At 61.6% G+C, this 16,961-nt stretch carries 18 protein-coding genes and 2 pseudogenes; 11 read left to right on the top strand and 9 right to left on the bottom strand.

Features of this window, described 5'->3' with window-relative positions:
• Positions 1 to 13: 13 nt before the first annotated feature.
• Together RQX22_RS19035 and RQX22_RS19030 are read right to left on the bottom strand one after the other, a co-directional pair.
• Positions 14 to 328 carry a hypothetical protein gene (locus RQX22_RS19035; RefSeq protein WP_315728753.1) on the bottom strand — a complete coding sequence of 105 codons (315 nt, stop codon included), beginning with the start codon at positions 326 to 328 and terminating at the stop codon, positions 14 to 16.
• 114 nt (positions 329 to 442) lie between these two features.
• Positions 443 to 847: a hypothetical protein gene (locus RQX22_RS19030; protein ID WP_315728751.1), complete on the bottom strand. Its 405-nt coding sequence runs from the start codon at positions 845 to 847 to the stop codon at positions 443 to 445.
• A gap of 145 nt (positions 848 to 992) precedes the next feature.
• Between RQX22_RS19030 and RQX22_RS19025 the strand changes: the two genes are divergently transcribed.
• Entirely contained in the window at positions 993 to 1,850 is an 858-nt protein-coding gene (locus tag RQX22_RS19025; RefSeq protein ID WP_315728749.1) for a universal stress protein, read from the top strand.
• A gap of 42 nt (positions 1,851 to 1,892) precedes the next feature.
• Here the strand turns inward: RQX22_RS19025 and RQX22_RS19020 are convergent, their stop codons facing one another.
• Entirely contained in the window at positions 1,893 to 2,372 is a 480-nt protein-coding gene (locus RQX22_RS19020; protein WP_315728747.1) for an Lrp/AsnC family transcriptional regulator, read from the bottom strand.
• 347 nt (positions 2,373 to 2,719) lie between these two features.
• On the opposite strand from RQX22_RS19020, the gene RQX22_RS19015 reads away from it, so the two are divergent.
• From RQX22_RS19015 to RQX22_RS19005, 3 genes are all read left to right on the top strand, one after another.
• Complete coding sequence (locus tag RQX22_RS19015; RefSeq protein ID WP_315728745.1) at positions 2,720 to 3,112, top strand: hypothetical protein; 393 nt, start codon at positions 2,720 to 2,722, stop codon at positions 3,110 to 3,112.
• A 77-nt stretch (positions 3,113 to 3,189) separates the two neighbouring features.
• Positions 3,190 to 3,681: a Dps family protein gene (locus tag RQX22_RS19010; RefSeq protein WP_315728743.1), complete on the top strand. Its 492-nt coding sequence runs from the start codon at positions 3,190 to 3,192 to the stop codon at positions 3,679 to 3,681.
• 158 nt (positions 3,682 to 3,839) lie between these two features.
• The gene (locus RQX22_RS19005; protein WP_315728741.1) at positions 3,840 to 4,592 is read left to right on the top strand and encodes an SDR family NAD(P)-dependent oxidoreductase; all 753 of its coding nucleotides are present in this window, start codon (positions 3,840 to 3,842) and stop codon (positions 4,590 to 4,592) included.
• A 505-nt stretch (positions 4,593 to 5,097) separates the two neighbouring features.
• On the opposite strand, the gene ygiD is transcribed toward RQX22_RS19005, so the two are convergent.
• Entirely contained in the window at positions 5,098 to 5,955 is an 858-nt protein-coding gene (gene ygiD / locus RQX22_RS19000) for a 4,5-DOPA-extradiol-dioxygenase (protein WP_315728739.1), read from the bottom strand.
• 322 nt (positions 5,956 to 6,277) lie between these two features.
• Positions 6,278 to 6,574: pseudogene (locus RQX22_RS18995) on the bottom strand (transposase); the annotation flags it as partial.
• Positions 6,575 to 7,019: 445 nt separating this feature from the next.
• On the opposite strand from RQX22_RS18995, the gene rnk reads away from it, so the two are divergent.
• Together rnk and RQX22_RS18985 are read left to right on the top strand one after the other, a co-directional pair.
• Positions 7,020 to 7,439, top strand: coding sequence for a nucleoside diphosphate kinase regulator (gene rnk, locus RQX22_RS18990; protein WP_315728737.1), 420 nt, complete (start codon positions 7,020 to 7,022; stop codon positions 7,437 to 7,439).
• Between the two features lie 71 nt (positions 7,440 to 7,510).
• The gene (locus RQX22_RS18985; protein ID WP_315728735.1) at positions 7,511 to 9,109 is read left to right on the top strand and encodes an FMN-binding glutamate synthase family protein; all 1,599 of its coding nucleotides are present in this window, start codon (positions 7,511 to 7,513) and stop codon (positions 9,107 to 9,109) included.
• A gap of 615 nt (positions 9,110 to 9,724) precedes the next feature.
• Here the strand turns inward: RQX22_RS18985 and RQX22_RS18980 are convergent.
• Positions 9,725 to 10,171 (bottom strand): Lrp/AsnC family transcriptional regulator, encoded by a 447-nt coding sequence (locus tag RQX22_RS18980; RefSeq protein WP_315728733.1) that lies wholly within the window; start codon positions 10,169 to 10,171, stop codon positions 9,725 to 9,727.
• Between the two features lie 115 nt (positions 10,172 to 10,286).
• Between RQX22_RS18980 and alr the strand changes: the two genes are divergently transcribed.
• From alr to RQX22_RS18960, 4 genes and pseudogenes are all read left to right on the top strand, one after another.
• Positions 10,287 to 11,423 (top strand): alanine racemase, encoded by a 1,137-nt coding sequence (alr, locus tag RQX22_RS18975; protein ID WP_315728731.1) that lies wholly within the window; start codon positions 10,287 to 10,289, stop codon positions 11,421 to 11,423.
• A complete protein-coding gene (locus tag RQX22_RS18970) occupies positions 11,420 to 12,670 on the top strand; it encodes a D-amino acid dehydrogenase (RefSeq protein ID WP_315728729.1) in 1,251 nt (416 codons plus the stop codon). Before alr ends, RQX22_RS18970 begins: the two co-directional genes overlap by 4 nt.
• Positions 12,671 to 12,739: 69 nt before the next feature.
• A pseudogene (locus RQX22_RS19380) lies at positions 12,740 to 13,033 on the top strand (universal stress protein); the annotation flags it as partial.
• 89 nt (positions 13,034 to 13,122) lie between these two features.
• Complete coding sequence (locus tag RQX22_RS18960) at positions 13,123 to 13,593, top strand: universal stress protein (protein WP_315728782.1); 471 nt, start codon at positions 13,123 to 13,125, stop codon at positions 13,591 to 13,593.
• A 77-nt stretch (positions 13,594 to 13,670) separates the two neighbouring features.
• Here the strand turns inward: RQX22_RS18960 and secY are convergent, their stop codons facing one another.
• From secY to RQX22_RS18945, 3 genes are all read right to left on the bottom strand, one after another.
• Positions 13,671 to 15,032 carry a preprotein translocase subunit SecY gene (gene secY / locus RQX22_RS18955; protein ID WP_315728780.1) on the bottom strand — a complete coding sequence of 454 codons (1,362 nt, stop codon included), beginning with the start codon at positions 15,030 to 15,032 and terminating at the stop codon, positions 13,671 to 13,673.
• A gap of 96 nt (positions 15,033 to 15,128) precedes the next feature.
• Positions 15,129 to 15,626 carry a hypothetical protein gene (locus RQX22_RS18950; RefSeq protein ID WP_315728726.1) on the bottom strand — a complete coding sequence of 166 codons (498 nt, stop codon included), beginning with the start codon at positions 15,624 to 15,626 and terminating at the stop codon, positions 15,129 to 15,131.
• 7 nt (positions 15,627 to 15,633) lie between these two features.
• Positions 15,634 to 15,999: a hypothetical protein gene (locus RQX22_RS18945; RefSeq protein WP_315728724.1), complete on the bottom strand. Its 366-nt coding sequence runs from the start codon at positions 15,997 to 15,999 to the stop codon at positions 15,634 to 15,636.
• Positions 16,000 to 16,054: 55 nt separating this feature from the next.
• Here RQX22_RS18945 and RQX22_RS18940 point away from each other — a divergent pair, with 55 nt between their 5' ends.
• Entirely contained in the window at positions 16,055 to 16,918 is an 864-nt protein-coding gene (locus RQX22_RS18940) for a LysR family transcriptional regulator (protein ID WP_315728722.1), read from the top strand.
• The last annotated feature ends 43 nt before the right edge of the window (positions 16,919 to 16,961 follow it).

The following is a 16,961-nucleotide window of genomic DNA, read 5'->3' as shown; positions in this document are numbered from 1 at the left end:
AGTTGCAAGCCCGTCATTTGAGGCCCGCATCCCACAGTAACGCGAGCAGCGCCACAAGGGCCACTACGAAGACGGCGACCAGCGCATATTCCTTGGCGCCCAGCGCGAAATGTCGGCGATGCTCTTCGCGGAAACGCGCAAGCTGCGGCTTGATACGCTCTAAGGTGCTCAGAAGCGCGGCGTCGAGCGGCGGTCCCTTCTTCAGATAATGGACGATCTCATCCTTTTCCGAGTCATCGATGTCGGGATAACGGGAAAGAAGCTCCTTCATCTGCTCCAGGCGTGCGGGGTCGTCCGCCGGCGAGCGTTTGAATGTCGTGTCTGGCATTGACTGATCCTCTGCGAATCTACGGTTCGCGGCGGGACCGGCAGGCGCGCGTTCCCGGGCCCCGAGAGATCGGCCGCCTGGGCTTGTTGAAAGCGACCGGGCGTCAGCGGTGGATCAGGCCGGCGGTGGAGCGCGCGGAGCGTAAGGGTGGGTCTTGGCCGGGCGCAGCCTCAACTCCGGGGCGGCCGGCGGCGGCGGTGCAGCGCCTGCGAAGAGTGCAGGGTTTGAGGTCCACGCCGGGAGCGTCGCCGCGGGGTGATCTGGCGGTTCGGAGCCGCCGAGCCCGGCCTTCGGGCCACCGTCCTGCTGGGCGAGGAGAGCTGAGGCGCCGCCGCGGGCAGGCGCGAGGGAGACGTCCATGGTCGTCGCATTGAACGCGGACCCGGAAGCCCTGGACATCGGCGAGCCGACCGGAAGCAAGGCATGGGCGAAGATGGTGGCGAGAATCAGCCACAAAGCGGCGATCGGGGGCCGCTGCCGGTGCGCTGCGCGCGATGTCGCTCTGTGCCGCTGTTGCATGCTATACATGTAGGGTGGAGGCGGGCGTTAGCAAACCTGCGGCGCTTCCGACGGATATCGCTCGGCCGGCGTAAGCGGGGTCGCGACGGAGGCTCGCGGGAACCGAATGCGAGCAACCCGGTTCGTTTTGGAGAAGGGGATTTCGATGGACCGCATTCTCGTTGCGACGGACTTTTCGACGCGATCCGATCGCGCGCTGCGGCGCGCCACATTAATCGCAAGGCGGGTGGGTGCTTCGCTGACGGTGGTTCACGTCGTCGATGCCGACCGCCCGGAGCGGCTGGTTGCCGCTGACCAGGCGGCGGCCCTCTCCGCTCTTGAGGAAACCGCGCAAACCTTGCGCACCGGCGACGAGATCGCCGCGGATCCTTTGGTCCAAGTCGACGATGTTCACTCCGGTATTCTCAACGCCGCCGAGCAGGTCGGTGCCCACCTCATCATCCTTGGCCCGCATCGCAGTCGCCTGAGGGACGTGTTCATCGGAACAACAGTCGAGCGCGTGGTCCGGCGCAGCCGGTTTCCCCTGCTCGTGGCGATCCAGGCTCCGTCAGCTTCCTATGAACGGACGCTTCTCGCCCTGGACTTCGATGAGGCGTCCAAATCGGCGGGGAGAGCCGCTTTGGCGATGGGCATCTTCGAACGTACCGACGTGGTCGTCATGCACGCATTCGACACTCCGGCCGAAGGCATGCTGCGGCGGGCCATGGACACGACTGGCGCGATCGACGACTATGTCGCGAGCGAACGCGGCCAGGCGGTCGAGAAACTGCACGGCCTCGTTCGCGCGCTCGGCCTCCCGTCGCATGATCAGAGGGTAGCAGCGATAAACGGAACGCCCGCCCGAAGCATCCTCGAGAGCGCCCGGAGCCAGGACGCCCACCTGATCGTGCTCGGAACCAATCAGCGCAAGGGTTTCGAGCGGCTGCTGATCGGAAGCGTGACCGAGGATGTGATCCGCGACGCGCATCGGGACGTCCTGATCATCCCGACCGACGAAGGCTGACCTCGGGAGCCGCCTTGAGAAGAGCCGGATGCCCGAACCGCGTCACTGAACTTTGACCGGATAACCGACGAAGATCTTGGGCTTGCGCAGCAGCACATGGGTGTTGATGCGGTCGGCGCCGACCTCCTCGGCGGTCAGCTTCTCGCCGATCCGGGTCCATTCGGGGATATCCGTTACCACCACCTTGAGAAGGTAGTCGTAGGCGCCGCTCACGTGGGACGACTCAACCACCTGCGGCAGCGCCTTGATCGCCGCGTCGAAGCGCGCCAACTCCTCCGGACTATGGCCCTTCAGTGTGATTTCCGCGAATAGCACCAGCCCCACGTCCACCCGGAACGGGTCGAGCCGGGCGTGGTAGCCCTGAATGAATCCTTCCCGCTCCAGCCGCCGTACCCGCGCGAGGCAGGCGCTGGGCGAAAGCGCGACCCGTTCCGACAAGGCCTGGTTGGTGAGTCGCCCATCGGCCTGCAGCGCGGCCAGGATCCGTCGATCGAGCCGGTCGAGTGTGAAGGCTGCGTTCATCCCGACATTGAACCGCAGAATCTGCAGTCCCGGTCAAGACCTTCGAAGCCACCTGCGGCGGGGTTCGAACTATAAACAATGCATCGGTTCCGAGATGGATCGGGAAAAAACCAGCAGCTTATTGGAGAATTATCATGACCATGAGGGAAAAAATCGAAGGCGCGGTCTTCGCATTCATTCTGATCGTCGGATTGCCCACACTTATCTTCGCGACCCAGCGAATCGCGGGTTGAGGCGTAGCCAAGGCCGCGCCTCGGCGGCGTCCACACCAATTATTTGAGATGAAGGAGCACATGATGCAACAGGTCGAAATAACTGGTTCCGGCCCAGGACAGCGGCTCAAAGCTTTGAGCCGTCATACAGGCTATCGGCGCCCGAGCGATGTCGTTCGTGACGGCGCTTCGATGCGCCTGGCCGCGGCGATGGCCGCACCGCACTCGATCGACTGGGCGGCCGAGAGCGACGCCCGATATTTTCGGCGAAGAGCCCGGGAGGAGCGCAACGCCGCCGACAAAGCAGCCGGAGTCGAAGCGCGCGAAGCTCATCAAGAGCTTGCCCGCCTCTATGCCGGCTTGTCCGAAGCAGGGACCGATCGCTGGAAGCGTCCCGTCGAAGCGCGTGCGCGTGCCGCCCGGCGTGGCCCGGCGCGCAGTAGGAAGCGACAGGACGCCCTTCTCGACGAAGCCTTGATGGGAACCTTTCCGGCCAGCGATCCGGTGAGCGTCGCCTTCATTCGCTGATCCTCGCGCGCTGGACGGACGCATCGTCGGCCGGGAGGAGCCCCAATCGAAATTCACAGACAAAGGAGAGAATCGTCATGATTGCCGCAGAGCTCAAGACCCCGACCGACCTGGAACGCAATTCGGCGCGCTCGGTCGCCGAGGCGCTGAACGCGATCCTCGCGGACAGCTACGCCCTCTATCTCAAGACCAAGAACTTCCACTGGCACGTGTCGGGGCCGCATTTCCGCGACTATCATCTCATGTTCGACGAGCAGGCCGCGCAGATACTGGCGAGCACCGACGTCATCGGCGAGCGCGTGCGCAAGGTCGGCGGAACCACGATCCGCTCCATCGGCCACATCGCGCGGCTGCAGCGGATGAAGGACAATGATGCCGGGTTCGTCGGGACCCGGGAGATGCTCGCCGAGCTTCACCGCGACAATCTGCAGCTCGTCCAACATCTACGAGACGCCAAGGAGGTCGTCGATGCCGCCGGCGACAACGCCACCGCGGGAATGCTCGACGACTGGACCGACGAAGCGGAGGAAAGGGCCTGGTTCCTGTTCGAGACGACCCGGCGCGGCTGAGCCCCCGCCGTCTCCGGCCGGCAATCAGGATGTGGCGCCGGCCGGGTCGCGCGCGCTGCCGCGCGCTCGCGGCGATGCCGCATTGCGAAGCAAGCTGACGCCACGTCCATCGGCGGCCGACCGGCCGCCCCAAAACTTGAACAATGAAAGGAATGAACATGAAACGCGAATTTGAAGGAAAGACAGCCATGGTGACCGGGGCTGGTTCCGGGATCGGCGCGGAAATCGCCCGCCGCCTCGCAGCACAGGGCGCCCAGGTCGTCGTGGCCGACGTTAACGAAGCGGCCGCCAGCGAAGTGGTGGCCGAGATCGAGAAGCCCGGAGGAACGGCCCTGTCCGTCCATCAGGACGTCGGCGATGCGGAGTCCGTCCGACGATCAGTCGAGTTCGCGCTGGAGCGGTTCGGCGGCCTCGACCTGGCGGTCAACAATGCCGGTATCGGCGGCGGCGACGCGCCGGTCGCGGATTATGGCCTCGACGATTGGGACAAGGTGGTCGCGGTCAATCTGAGCGGCGTGTTCTACGGCCTCAAATATGAGATTCCAGCACTCCTTCGCTCCGGTGGTGGGTCGATCGTGAACGTCGCCTCGATCCTCGGATCGGTCGGGGCGCTCAATCACGCCGGCTATGTTGCGGCCAAGCATGCCGTGGTCGGGCTGACCAAGACGGCGGCGCTGGACTATGCGGCGCAGGGCGTTCGCGTGAATGCGGTCGGTCCCGGCTATATCGAAACGCCGCTCCTGAACCGCCTCGACAAGGCCGTTTATGACGGGCTGGTGGCCCTGCATCCGATCGGCCGCCTTGGCCGGCCGGAGGAGGTGGCTGAGCTGGTCCTGTTCCTGCTTTCCGACCGCGCCTCATTCGTCACCGGCAGCTACCATCTCGTCGATGGGGGCTACACGGCGCAATAAAGCGGGGACGAAAAAGCGCCGCGCCCTGCCGCCGGCGAGAGGAGAGAGACACAACCAGCGACTTCATCATCTCCAGGACGGACGGCCGCTGGCGGGTTGCCGCGGAGAGCGATCGTGGCAAAGCCTTAGCGGCGGACCATCCGAGGTTCGACGGCAACGAAGCCGAGCTCGATTCGCCGAAGCCCTCGTGGTCTTTCAAAAGATCCATGCACTGGGCTATTATGCCAGCGTTCCGGATGCGCCCCCCTCCCGGAAAAGTACAGATCCTCGCCCGCGTAGCGTTCGTCCTCGCGTTGATTCTCATACCCCTCATGATCTTCGTGGTGCTGATCTGAAGCGCCAAGCATCGCGTTGCATCCTGAGAAGTAGTCCGTCATCCATCGATGATGTCACTATTTTGGTTCGTTTATTAACCGCACAACTTCTGCCTCCATGGCCCCCTTACTACCTTGGATGCTGAGCTGTGTTTTCCTTATCGTCGTGTGGCACCCGGTAAGGGCATGATCTACATATTGCTTTGGTCGGGCGGCACCTCAGGCGGAAGCGTTGCTGCGCCCTCCGCTTCCTTCACAGGAAGGCCGGTCCCGACGCCATAGCAGGTCATCGAGAGGGAGCCCATTGCATAGCCTCGTATCAGCGGTTCGGCCCGCCCTTCATGCGCCGCTATCCCCGCGAGGTAGAGAAGCGGGATGAAATGGTCAGGTGTCGGCACAGCGAGGGCATAGTCGCGGTGCTCGGTGACCTTGAGGATCTCTGCGGGATTTTGTGAGAGTTGTTCGATCACCGCATTGTCGAAGCGTTCGTTCCAGTCGAATGCGGCATCGGAACGGTTCCATTGGACCTCCCGTAGATTGTGGACGACATTTCCGCTGCCGAGGATCATGATCCCCCTGTTCCGCAGTGCCGCAAGGCGTGAGCCAAGTGCGACATGATAGGCGAGAGGCTTCAGCGCATTGATTGAGAGCTGTACAACTGGAATGTCGGCTTCAGGATAGAGGTGGGTCAGTACGCTCCAGCTGCCATGATCGAGCCCCCATTGATCGCGATCGAGTCCGATCCATAGCGGCTTGGCGATCTCCGCGACTTCTTCGGCAACCTCCGGAGCTCCTGCCGCCGGATAGTCGAACGCGAAGAGCTCGGGCGGGAAGCCGTAAAAATCGTGGATAGTGCGTGGCCGGGGCATGGCCGTCACCGCAGTGGCGCCTATGAACCAATGCGCCGAGACGACCAGTAATGCCTTTGGCTTGGGAAGCCGTTCGCCGAGGCTGCGCCAGAGCCTAGTGAAATCGTTCAGCTCGAGGGCGTTCATCGGACTTCCATGGCCGATGAATAGGGCCGGCATCCGTTCGATGGCTTGGCTCATCTTGCCCGGTCCTTAACAGTTCGGCTAGGCATACTCGTTCTATGCCTAGGTTGGAAGGGCACTAAGCTTGGGTGCCGGCTGACCAGAGGAGAGAACTCGGCGCTCGCGGTGACGGACATAGACTGGGGCCCCCCGACTAATAGTCCGCGCCGCTGATCTAGTGTATGCCAGCGCCAACATAAGCGCCGCTATCGCTTTTAAAAGAGTAAAGCGCGGTCTCGTCCTACGCGGCTCAATTGGCTAGTCTAGGTGTTTGATCCCAGGCTTTGATGGTGCATTTTTACAGCCAGCCATGGAAGGATGCGCTATGGGACAGGTTCCTTCACGGGAGCGGCACAAGGAGCTTTCGCGCCAGAGCAACCACTGTGGTTTTCGGCATTCGCTCCCCGTCGCGCTTGACCCGCTCATGAACCACAAGCTGAGCGCTGAGCCCGGCTGGTTGGAGCCACAGCCAGGTGAGCTACACCATCGCCGTGCGCAGCCGAGGGTTCCCAGCTTTAGAGACGCCCTGTTCGTGCGCGATAGATCCGCTCTGCCAGGGCGTAGGAGCAAGCCCGGCATATGCGGCCACCTGTCGTCGGTTGCTAAATTGACGGTAAAGACCCTCGGACCATAGAATATCCCCTGCCACCACCGAATGCTTCGACATCTTCTCCCCAGCGCCGGGTGATAAGGAGGTGACCAGCCACTTCGAGCGGCTTAGTTCCAAAGAAAGGAAAAAAATAGCTCCCAGATCGGTACGTGATTGCAGGCTGCTCTTCGCTTTGATGATCTTGCAAGGACGTGGGTCACCTCCACGCATGTTGGCCCCACCTTCCCGACGTTCGGCTGGCGCTTCGGTTGACACCGATGGCGTGGCCTCCCATCTGACAATCATGCTTCGTCCGCTTATCTTTAGGCGCTTCCGCGCGCATTCGGGACAGCTCCTCGCGGGCATTTAACCCCAGGCTCCTTCGAGGCGAACGCCAAGCGGGTCTGGGGTTCATCTTACCAAAGACGATCTGGAGGCCGGGCGTCTGAGCTGCCCTCGCTCCAGTCTATCCCAGTCCAAAGGAGCAAAATTCGTGCGTTCCACGCAAACCCTCGGGCGTCGCGGCGCCAAGAAACCCGCCATTCGCATCTCGGAGGTCGATTACGACCTTATTGCGAACTTCGCGATGAGCCTGGAAACACGCTCTCCGGAGCTGGCCCAAACTTTGTTCGATGAAATTGACCGGGCACGGATTTGCCCTGCTGGAAAGCTCCCCCTGGACGTCGTGAGGTTGGGATCGGAAGTGTCCTATCTCGACGAGAGCACGAATCTTGTCCGGCGGGTGCAGCTGGTGATGCCGAGCGAGGCCGATATCGAGGAAGGAAAGGTGTCCATATTGACGCCGATCGGGGCGGGTTTGATCGGACTGAGGGCAGGCCAATCGATCGATTGGCCCGGCCTCGACGGGAAATCTCGAGTCCTCACGATATTGGATGTTTCTCAGGCTCCTTAAGCAGAGGTGTGTATCGAATTTAACGCAGCGCTCTGGCAGCGCAAGCCTTGCCTCATTCAGGAGGAGCACGCGTGTTTTTCTCCCGATTCACCATTTTCGGCATCAGTTTCATTATCGCAGCCGTGTCGGGCTATTATCTGCCGGCCGTATGGGCCATCGCGGTTTTTGCCATCGGCGGGGCTCTGACGGCGATTGGTATCTACGACCTTGCCCAGCCGCTTCATTCGGTCCGGCGAAATTATCCCCTCACCGGGCGTCTGCGTTGGTTCTTCGAGGAAATACGGCCCGAGATCCGCCAATATCTGATCGAGGGCGATCAGGATAAGACGCCCTTCTCTCGCAGCCAGCGCTCGCTCGTCTATGCGCGCGCGAAAAATGAGAGCAGCGATCGCGCATTTGGCACCTTGGTGGACGTTTACAGGAATGGCCATGAGTTCATCGCGCATTCGACCCGGCCGGCACCGCCCGCGGATCCGTCGACCTTCCGCCTGCGGATCGGGGGTGACGATTGCGATCGGCCCTATGTTGCTTCCATCTTCAACATATCGGCCATGAGTTTCGGTTCGTTGAGCGCGAACGCCATTCTGGCCCTGAACAAGGGTGCAAGAATGGGCGATTTCGCCCACGATACGGGCGAAGGCAGCATCAGCCCTTACCACCGGGAATTTGGCGGTGATCTGATCTGGGAGATCGGCAGCGGATATTTCGGCTGCCGTACCGCGGACGGCAATTTCGATCCTGTTCGTTTTGGCGAACAAGCCGCCGATCCCCAGGTCAAGATGATCGAGATAAAGCTCAGCCAGGGCGCGAAGCCCGGTCATGGCGGCATTCTGCCGGCCGAGAAGGTCAGCGCCGAGATCGCGGCGACACGCGGCGTTCCCATGGGCGAGGATTGCCTTTCGCCCGCGCGACACCGGGCTTTTTCAACGCCATTGGAAATGATGCACTTCATTGCCGATCTGCGCCGGCTCTCGAAGGGCAAGCCGGTCGGCTTCAAATTGTGCATCGGCCAACCTTGGGAGTTCATGGGCATGGTCAAGGCCATGCGAGAGACCGGCATCTTTCCGGATTTCATCGTCGTCGACGGGGCCGAAGGCGGCACCGGCGCATCTCCGCTCGAATTTTCAGATCATTTGGGCATGCCGATGCGAGAGAGCCTGCTCTTCGTCCACAACACGCTCGTCGGTGCCGGCATTCGAGCCAAGATCAAGGTTGGCGCGGCCGGCAAGATCGTCAGCGCCTTCGATATTGCGGCCGTCATGGCTCTTGGAGCGGAGTGGACGAATGCGGGAAGGGGATTCATGTTCGCGCTCGGCTGCATTCAGTCCCTCACCTGCCACACCAACAAATGTCCTGTCGGCGTTGCGACCCAGGATCCGATGCGCCAGCGCGCGCTCGTTGTGCCCGACAAGGCGGAAAGGGTTCGCAATTTCCATCGCAACACCCTTGCCGCACTGTCCGATATGATCGCGGCGGCTGGCCTTGAGCATCCAAGCCATATCGGGCCCCATCATCTTGTTCGTCGGGTGAGCGCGACCGAGATTCGCATGTTCTCGCAATTGCATATTTTCCTTCGGGACGGTGAACTTCTTACCGATTCCCACGATCGCGATTTCTATAGTGTCGCTTGGCGCGCCGCCCGGGCCGACAGCTTTGAACTCGGAACTTGAGAATTCATACGCAGTGCTTGAAATTAGTCTCTAGAGAACAAATCTATAGTTCTTGAATATTTAAGTTCTTCCTAGCCCTCGGGATCCTCGGCGCCTGATGATCGGCGGGTAGCCGGACGTTTTGCTTGGCCAGCGCGAGCATCCGGTGAACGAAAGTATCGGGGACGCCGGCCCCCATTTTCGGAGCCGGCCGAGTTCCATCACGATTTGGATGCCGTGCGAAATCCTCTTCGACACGGGTGGTGTCTTGTCGCGTCGACCTCGCCCTTCTGTTGAAAAGAAATGTAAAACGGCAATCTCCTACAACCGGCTGAGACTGTCCGAAATCACCTTGTGGGTGGAGGCTCCACTCAGCCGCTATCCCAAACGAAGCGAGCAGAAACTCGGGGAACTGATCGACCTCTATCCCAGGCTGAACATGCTCGACCAGGGCCTGCTGACGGCCGACAATCGCCTGGCGCACAGACTGGGCGCCTTCCATCGCGAGCATGGCAGAAAGCTGACGGCACCCGTCGCGGGATTGATCGCATTGCTCCTCGTCCCGACGGTGCTGCGATCTCCATCTTGTGGCAAGTCCTCGCCTGAACAGGCGTCCGTGCTTCGAAGGCGAGGCCGTCAGGCCCGCAGGTTGCTTCGCATTGCGAAGCTGGAAGTGATACGGGACACGCCCGGCAGCCGCGAAAGAACCTCCCTATGAAACTGCCCATAATCGTCGATGTCGGCGATCTGGATACGGAGGATATAGTCGCCGGCACCAGTCATCAAATACCATTCTTGGATCTCCGGATGCTTGCGCAGCGCATTCTCGAAGCGGACAAGAAACTCCTCGCTTTGACGTTCGAGTTCGACCTGGACGATCGCGATCGTGCCTTCCTCCGGCATGGCGCTGGATACGATTGCAGTATAGCCGCGGATGACGCCCCTTTTCTCCAGCAGCTTGACGCGCCTAAGGCAGGCCGAAGGGGACAGGCCGATCTCGGTTGCGAGCGCGCTGTTTGTGATACGCCCATTGAGCCGGAGCTGGGTCAGAATCCGCCGATCGGCTTCGTCCACGGTCACCATTAAATTCAACTCATTCACAGATTGTGTCGTCTAGTATCGAAATAAGCCATTTTGGGCGTTAATCCAACGAAACATTCGAAAGGATCGCCGCTACCTTGCTCCGTGGAGGTAGGAGATGGCAAGGCCTGTCTACTCGAGTTTTTTGCAGCCGGCTACGTATCCATCTGGCTGCGGTAGGCGCGAATTTCCGGACGATCATGTCGCGCCGGCTCGATGTGCCGGGGTCCTCAAGGCCGATGCCTATGGCCTGGATGCGGCGAAGATCGCGCCGCTCCTCCATCGCGAAGGGTGTCGCACCTTCTTCGTTGCGCAGCTCTGCGAGGCGTTCGACATCCGCGACGCCGTCGGCGCCGATAGCGATATCCTAATCTTGAACAGCCTCGATCCGGACGACGAAGCGCGCTGCGCGAAAGGAGGCTTCATTCCGGAGCTGAACTCGCGCGCCCAAGTGGAGCGTTGGCGCCGACAGGCGCGCGCGAACGGAGAGCCGCTCCCGGCCGCCTTGCAGGTCGACAGCGGCATGTCGCGGCTCTGCCTGGACTCCCCGGCGGTCGCCTCGCTCGCCGGCGATCCGGATTCTTCCCGCGAAATATCGCTGCGACTGATCATGACCCATCTCGCCTGCGCCGATCAAATGGATCATGCTGCCAATGACATGCAGCTCGGAAGGTTTCGTTCGGATTGCTTGCTATTCCCGAACGTGCCGGCATCGATCGTCAACAGCGGCGGCGTCTTTCTTTCGCGAGACTATCATCTCGATCTGGCCCGCGCGGGCATCTCGCTGTTCGGCGCGTCGGCGGGCGCGCATGCGGGCCGGCTGCGCCCGGTCTTGCGCCTGGACGCGCGCATTCTTCAGATCCGCGAGATCGGCGCGGGCACCGGGGTCGGCTATGACCTCGATTATGTCGCCCCGGTCGCGCGCCGTATCGCCACGATCGGCGTCGGTTATGGCGACGGCTGGCCGCGCAGCCTCGGCGGCGTCGGTGCGGCGTGCTTCGACGGGCATCGTCTCCCCGTCGTCGGCCGCGTCTCGATGGACAGCCTGACGATCGACATTTCTGGCCTGCCGGCCCATGCGCTTCACGAGGGGGACCTCGTCGAGCTTCTCGGGCCTTCGCAATCGCTGGCGGAGGTTGTGCCGGACGCTGGAACCATCTCTTATGAGATTCTGACTCGGCTCGGCGTACGGCATCAGCGCATCTGTGCCGATGGCGATCGCATCGTCGCTTCGGTTGCGGGACGCCGCCAATGAAAGTCGTCATTCTCGGCGCCGGCGTCATAGGAGTTACCTCCGCTCATTATCTCGCTCAGTCCGGCCATCAGGTGATCGTGATCGAACGGCAGCCCGGGCCCGCTCTCGAGACGAGCTTCGCCAATGCCGGGGAGATTTCGCCCGGCTATGCATCGCCCTGGGCCGCGCCCGGCATCCCGTTGAAAGCCGTGCGCTGGCTGTTGATGGAACATGCGCCGCTGATCCTGCGGCCGAAGGTGGACATCCATATGGTCCGCTGGCTCTGCGCCATGTTGCGCAACTGCACGGCGGCAAGATACGCGCTCAACAAGCGCCGCATGGTCCGGCTTGCCGAGTTCAGCCGTGACGAACTCGTGGCGCTGCGCGAGCGCCTGGCAATCGATTATGACCATCGCTCGCGCGGCACGCTCCAGCTCTTCCGCACGCAGCAACAGCTCGACGCCAGCGTCAGCGATATCGCTGTGCTTCAATCCTATGGCGTCCCTTATGAGTTGCTCGACCCGGCCGGCTGCGTGGGCGCCGAACCCGGACTCAGGGCCGCGCGCGGCCGGTTCGCCGGCGGCCTGCGCCTGCCCGGAGATGAAACTGGCGACTGCCACATGTTCACCAAGGCATTGGCAAAGCGGCTGGAAGGGCAGGGTGTGCAGTTCCGCTACGGTACGAAGGCCGAGGCGCTGCATGCCGAAGGCGGACGGATAATAGGTGTGCGGACCGATCAGGGATTCATTCAAGGCGACGCCTATCTGGTGGCGCTCGGCAGTTATTCGCCGGCGATGCTGCGCCCGCTCGGCCTCCGGCTCCCGATCTATCCAGTCAAGGGCTATTCGATCACTTTACCCGTCGCCGATCACGACCGCGCGCCTGTTTCGACCCTGCTCGACGAAAGCTACAAGGTCGCCATCACGCGGCTGGGCGATCGGGTTCGCGTGGGCGGCATGGCGGAAATCTCGGGCTTCGATCGAAGCCTGCCGCGTGAACGGCAAGCGACTTTGCTCCACTCGCTAAACGGTCTCTTTCCCGGCGCGACAGCCCAAGCCGAGACCGACTTCTGGTATGGTTTTCGGCCAATGACGCCAGACGGGCCGCCCATTCTCGGCGCCACGCCGATCGGCAACATGTATCTCAACACCGGCCACGGTACTCTCGGCTGGACCATGGCCTGTGGTTCGGGAAGGCTCGTCGCCGGCATCATCAGCGGCGAGCCGCTGCCGATCGATTCGGACGGCCTCAACCTCGGACGTTATTGATCCGCGAAGCACTCGGTGCCGGCGTGCGGGACTGAGCGTCCACCGGCCACTTCATTCTAGAAGGGAAGTTTGATAGACCGCATCCTCGTAGCAACCGATTTTTCGACGCGATCCGATCGCGCCCTGCGGCGCGCCACATTGATCGCAAGGCGGGTCGGTGCATCCTTGATCCTGATGCACGTCGTCGATGCCGACCGCCCCGAGCTGCTAGTCGCCTCCGAGCGCGCGGAAGCCTTGTCCATCCTCGAGGAAACCGCGCCAACCTTGCGCAGCGAAGATGATATTATCGCGGATCCCCTCGTCGTTCTCGACGATGTCCATTCCGGCATCCTCGATGCCGCCCAAACGGTCGACGCCGACCTCATCATCCTCGGGCCTCATCGCAGCCGCCTGAGGGACGTTTTCATCGGCACGACCGTCGAGCGGTCCGGCGAAGCCGGTCGCCTTTGCTGGTGGCGGTCCAGGCGCCTTCGGGCTCCTATGACCGAACGCTTCTCGCGCTCGATTTCGACGAAGCCTCAAAAGCGGCAGGGCGCGCCGCTTTGGCCATGGGCATTTTCGAGCCTACTGAGGTCGTCGTCATGCATGCCTTCGACGCGCCCGCCGAAGGCATGCTCCGAATGGCGATGGAAACGACCGATGCGGTCGACGATTATGTCGCGGGTGAACGCACCGAGGCGGCCGCCAAGCTGCACGGCCTAGTTCGCGAGCTCGGCCTTCCTCCGTCCGAGCACCGGATAGCAGCCATGAACGGCACACCTGCGAGGAGCATCCTCGAAAGTGCGCGAAAAGAGGATGCGCACCTGATCGTGCTTGGAACGAACCAGCGCAAGGGCTTTGAGCGGCTGCTGATCGGCAGTGTGACGGAAGATGTGATCCGCGACGCGCATCGGGACGTTCTGATCATTCCAACGGAAGGCTGACGTCCGCGGGCCGTTGCGCATGAGCGCGGTGCTCCCTGCACATTGCGCGGGCGTCAAGCGGCACCTCGACCGTCACTTCAACGCGCGCCGCGCAATTTGGCGCTCTTGATGAGGTCACCATATTGATGGGCGATGAGGTGGCTTCGGATCTGGGTCACCGTGTCCATGGTTACGTTGACGACGATAAGCAGGCTGGTTCCGCCCAGATAGAAAGGGACGCCGGCCTTCGCGATCAGATATTCGGGGATGAGGCAGATCGCGGTCAGATAGGCGGCGCCGACGACGGTGATGCGTGTGAGTACGTAATCGAGATATTCCTCCGTCCGCTTGCCGGGGCGGATTCCCGGAATGAAGCCGCCATAGCGCTTCAGATTCTCCGCGGTTTCCTCCGGATTGAAGACCACGGCGGTGTAGAAGAAGCAGAAGAAGACGATGCCGATGCCGTAAAGCGTCATGTAGAGCGGCGCGCCGTGCTGCAGCGCCGTCGTCACCATGATGAGCATGTCTCCCGACAGGCTCTCACCTTCGACGCGATTGCCCGCGAACTGCGCGATGGTGAGCGGCATCAGCAGCAGTGAGGATGCGAAGATCGGCGGAATCACATTGGCCGTGTTGATCTTCAGCGGAAGGTGCGAGCGTTCCGCTTGGAGCCCGGATCGCGCGGTCTGCCTTTTGGGATATTGGATCAGGACGCGCCGCTGGGCCAGTTCCATGAAGCAGATGAAAAGGATGAGAATGCCGGCGAAGGCGAAAACCGCCATGATCGTCAGCGGCGAAAGGCTGCCGGTTCGTCCGCCTTCCAGGGCCTGCCCGACCGCGGTCGGAAGCTCCGCCACGATGCCGGCGGTGATGATGAGGGACACGCCGTTGCCGACCCCGCGGGTTGTGATCTGCTCGCCGAGCCACATAAGGAACATCGTCCCGCCGACGAGATTGACGACCGTGGTCAGGCGGAACAGATATCCCGGATCGATCACCGCCGAGCCTCCTTGCCCGGCGCCCCACCCCTCCAGGCCGACGGCGATGAAATAGCCCTGGATCGTGCACAGAAAGACAGTTCCATAGCGCGTATACTGGTTGATCTTCTTGCGTCCGCTTTCACCTTCCTTCTTCAGTGCGGCCAGGGCTGGCGACATCGAGGACGCCATCTGCATGACGATCGATGCGGTGATATAGGGCATCACCCCCAAGGCGATCAGGCTCATCCGCTCCAGGCCGCCGCCCGAGAACATGTTGAAGAAATCCAGGATGCCGCCCTGGGTCGACTGGAACAATTGGTTGAGCGCCCGCGGATCGATGCCGGGCAGAGGGATGAAGGTCAGCAGGCGGAAGACGATCAAGGCGCCCAGAGTGAACCATAGGCGCCGCTTGAGTTCGCTCGCCTTGGCGAAGTTCGCAAAATTGATGTTGCCGGCCAATATGCCGGCCTGCGATGCCATTCGATCCGGCCTTTCAAGCGAGATGACGACGGCGCTCAGCGCGTCGCCATGTGACAGCCCGATCTTCGACAAATAAGGAGAAGAGACAAACACATATTATCGCGCCTCGACCTCAAAAATTTTGGAGTGAATCCTGCCCTCCTCCCTGTGGCGTGCGAGTGCGAGGCGTGTTCGGGCACGGAGCGCGGCGGCCGATGCCGCCAGCGGCATATGGGTGTTTTCCCCGAACCCGACGATGTTGGGGTCGGGCCCGTGCACTTCGATCGATGCTCCTCCGGCCGGACGTTCGATCCAATATTGCTCCGGCACCAACGTTGTTGCCGCCGAAAGCGAGGAAGAATAAAGCAGGGCCCTCACCCTGCCGCCATCATCATCGATCCAGATGCCGGGACCGGCAGCCCGAAAGCCGAGCAAAGACGGAAATATTTCCGTGGCGATCCATGCGTCCAGCGCGCGGCTCGGTTCGGTGGCCAGATCAACGACGTCGGCCAGGAACATCATTCGCGCGATCTTGCTCAACGGATGCGGCGCGACCTCTCCGGTTTCGTCCGTAAAATCGGTGCGATCGCGGTAACCTGCCGCAATTATAGTCACGATGCTCTTACTCGGCCGGATCGCCCGCATCGGCCATGATCGAATGATCCGCGGGCGCGAAGGGGCGATCCGCCAGGCCTTTCGCATGACCTTCCAGCAGGTCTATCGGGGGCGGAGTCGGCCCCGGCCAGCCGGGGAAGGGCTTTGCCGGAGGTCTCAATCTGAAATCCAGCATCCTCTTCAAACTGATTTTCAGTGACGAATTCAACCAAGTCATCACCAGGCGAAACTCGGATGAGATGGCGGAGGACATGAAAGCGATTGCCCGCCGAAATGCCGGAATGCGATCCCGATCACGTGCTGAGTGGATCATGCTTTTTCTCCTCACCCCGCTCTGCCCACCGCCTAACAATGTCAGAATGCGTCCTTGCATTACACATAGCAAATGAATACTATTTCATATTAAGCACAATAATCTTGGTGTTAAAATGGATATCAGCAGCGCCCGGACCTTCCTGGAAGTGATCAAGACCGGTAGTTTCGTGGGAGCGGCCGAAAACTTGAATCTGACCCAGACCGCGGTCAGCGCCCGGATCAGGGTCTTGGAAGAACAGCTCGATCGTCCTTTGTTCACCCGCAACAAAGCGGGAGCCCGGCTGACCGCTGCCGGAGAGCAGTTTCAAAGATATGCGACAACGCTCGTTCAGGTCTGGGAGCGCGCCCGTCACCAAGTCGCCCTCCCGGCCGGACGGGAAAAGGTCGTGACGATCGGCGGCGAGCATAGCCTCTGGAATCCCATGCTGCGCGACTGGCTCGTCTGGATGCGCCGCGACTGCGTAGATGTGGCGGTGCGAACCCGGATCGACGTTGCCGACCGGCTGATGGAGCAGGTCCAGGACGGATTGATCGACCTCGCCGTGCTCTACGCGCCGCCACGCGCGCCGGGGATCGTCGCCGAATTGCTGGTGGAGGAAAAGTTGGTGGCCGCCACGACGCATCCGGGCGGTGACGAAAGCCTGTGCGACAATTATGTCTATGTCGATTGGGGCTCGGACTTCGCAGCAAGCCACCATGCGGCATTTCCCGATGCGGCGAGCCCCGTTGTTTCGACCAATTATGGGCCGCTAGCCATGGATTATATTCTGGAAAGCGGCGGGACCGGATATTTCAGGATGGCGGCGCTGCGACCGCATCTGGAAGCGGGGCAGCTCCATCTGGTCAAGAGCAAGCCCCATTTTTCTTATTCGATCTACGGCGTCTATTCCGCGAAAGCCGATGAAGAGCTGATGGAAAGGGTGAGAAGCGGATTGCGCTTCGTCGCCTCGAATTTCGATGCCAGGAGCGACGACTGACAGAGGCTAGTCGACCTTCGGCAAGGTTTCGAACTGGTGGAAG

The sequence above is a fragment of the Sphingosinicella rhizophila genome, from assembly GCF_032378825.1.
Taxonomy (GTDB): Bacteria; Pseudomonadota; Alphaproteobacteria; order Sphingomonadales; family Sphingomonadaceae; genus Allosphingosinicella; species Allosphingosinicella rhizophila.
Note: the sequence above shows the minus strand (reverse complement) of the source record. Positions and strands in the feature narration are given on the sequence as shown.

Excerpts from the sequence above, each read along its gene's own strand:
- RQX22_RS19035 (WP_315728753.1), bottom strand. The coding sequence starts at position 328 with ATGCCAGACACGACATTCAAACGCTCGCCGGCGGACGACCCCGCACGC.
- RQX22_RS19030 (WP_315728751.1), bottom strand. The coding sequence starts at position 847 with ATGCAACAGCGGCACAGAGCGACATCGCGCGCAGCGCACCGGCAGCGG.
- RQX22_RS19025 (WP_315728749.1), top strand. The coding sequence starts at position 993 with ATGGACCGCATTCTCGTTGCGACGGACTTTTCGACGCGATCCGATCGC.
- RQX22_RS19020 (WP_315728747.1), bottom strand. The coding sequence starts at position 2,372 with ATGAACGCAGCCTTCACACTCGACCGGCTCGATCGACGGATCCTGGCC.
- RQX22_RS19010 (WP_315728743.1), top strand. The coding sequence starts at position 3,190 with ATGATTGCCGCAGAGCTCAAGACCCCGACCGACCTGGAACGCAATTCG.
- RQX22_RS19005 (WP_315728741.1), top strand. The coding sequence starts at position 3,840 with ATGAAACGCGAATTTGAAGGAAAGACAGCCATGGTGACCGGGGCTGGT.
- ygiD (WP_315728739.1), bottom strand. The coding sequence starts at position 5,955 with ATGAGCCAAGCCATCGAACGGATGCCGGCCCTATTCATCGGCCATGGA.
- RQX22_RS18980 (WP_315728733.1), bottom strand. The coding sequence starts at position 10,171 with ATGGTGACCGTGGACGAAGCCGATCGGCGGATTCTGACCCAGCTCCGG.
- alr (WP_315728731.1), top strand. The coding sequence starts at position 10,287 with ATGGCAAGGCCTGTCTACTCGAGTTTTTTGCAGCCGGCTACGTATCCA.
- RQX22_RS18970 (WP_315728729.1), top strand. The coding sequence starts at position 11,420 with ATGAAAGTCGTCATTCTCGGCGCCGGCGTCATAGGAGTTACCTCCGCT.
- secY (WP_315728780.1), bottom strand. The coding sequence starts at position 15,032 with ATGGCATCGCAGGCCGGCATATTGGCCGGCAACATCAATTTTGCGAAC.
- RQX22_RS18945 (WP_315728724.1), bottom strand. The coding sequence starts at position 15,999 with ATGCAAGGACGCATTCTGACATTGTTAGGCGGTGGGCAGAGCGGGGTG.
- RQX22_RS18940 (WP_315728722.1), top strand. The coding sequence starts at position 16,055 with ATGGATATCAGCAGCGCCCGGACCTTCCTGGAAGTGATCAAGACCGGT.